A 1,296-nucleotide genomic window follows, 5' to 3' on the forward strand; every position below is an offset into this window, starting at 1 on the left:
AAGGAATTAGGCGTATCAAAAACTACTTTTGCTAAAAGAATATTTTCACGATTGTTGAGATTTAAAAATGATAATGGAAATGACTATCCAGAGTGGGAAGTTAAGAGGTTAAATCAAATCTGTTATATAAACCCCAAAACAAAAAGTATTCCTAATACATTTTACTATATAGACTTAGAAAGTGTAGTAGATGGTCGTTTATTAAAAGAAGAGCAAATTTTAAAAGACTCAGCACCAAGTAGAGCTCAAAGAGTTTTAGAGAAGAATGATGTATTGTTTCAAATGGTTAGACCTTATCAAAAGAATAATCTCTTTTTTGATAAAGAAGGAGATTATGTTGCTTCAACTGGTTATGCACAAATTAGAACTGAGCAAAACCCTCAATTCATTTTCCAATATTTACATAATCAAACATTCGTGGATAAAGTAATTGAAAGGTGTACAGGAACTAGTTACCCTGCCATTAGCTCCAATGACTTGGGGAGTATTGAAATAGATTACCCAACACTTCCCGAACAAACCAAAATCGCCAATTTCCTTTCATCTGTAGATTCAAAAATTGATGTAGAAAGCCAACTTTTGAAAAGATTAGAAGAACAGAAAAAGTTTTTATTGCAACAAATGTTTGTATAAATTCTATACAAACATTTGTTGCAACAGGTATTTCTTTTGCATTTCCAGTTGCTCTAAAGTTGCTTTCTCGCATTGGATTTTTTGATCTATACTAGTCAAAAAGGATGATATTCTTTTTTGTTCTTTCAGTGTTGGAAGACTTATTTCAATATTAAAAAAATCAGAAACGCCTACATTTAAAAGGCCATGATTTCTAGCACCTTCCTGTGCTATCTTTTCAATTTCAATATTTTGTATACCTGATTCGAAATATTGCTCGATGAAATTAACACATACTGTTTCTTTAAATCTAAAGCAGATGTAAAGGGTAGAGACAATTCCTTTTTCATATCTTTTTAATCTTTTTATGGCCCCCATTGGATAGCCATTAGAATAACTTTTGTTATAGGCGAAATCATTTTGATTTAAAGCATAGTATCCTGAAACATCTTTAGATGACACAGATTTATTAAAGAACTCGAGTTGACTTATTAAACCAAATTGTGCCGATATCGTTAATACGTTTTGATTATTTTCAGAATTTTTTCGAATAATTCTTTCAGCAATATCTCTCAATTTATATGTTTTCCATTCAGGAAATTCATGCTCAACTTCATCTTTAAATTTTATTTTCTGACCAAATATTTGGTTGCGAAAATTTTGAATTAAGGATTCTAATTGTTC

2 protein-coding genes are annotated in these 1,296 nt (G+C 30.2%); one reads left to right on the forward strand and one right to left on the reverse strand.

What is annotated here, in order from left to right; genetic code table 11:
* Window positions 1–633, forward strand: a 633-nt coding sequence (locus tag AC07UV_RS25645) for a restriction endonuclease subunit S (RefSeq protein ID WP_495185846.1), incomplete at its 5' end; no start/stop codon positions are given.
* A 3-nt stretch (window positions 634–636) separates the two neighbouring features.
* Here the strand turns inward: AC07UV_RS25645 and AC07UV_RS25650 are convergent.
* The coding region (locus tag AC07UV_RS25650) for a restriction endonuclease subunit S (RefSeq protein WP_495185847.1) at window positions 637–1,296 on the reverse strand (660 nt) is incomplete at its 5' end.

This window comes from Sphingobacterium sp. GW821-FHT03E03 (assembly GCF_059420745.1).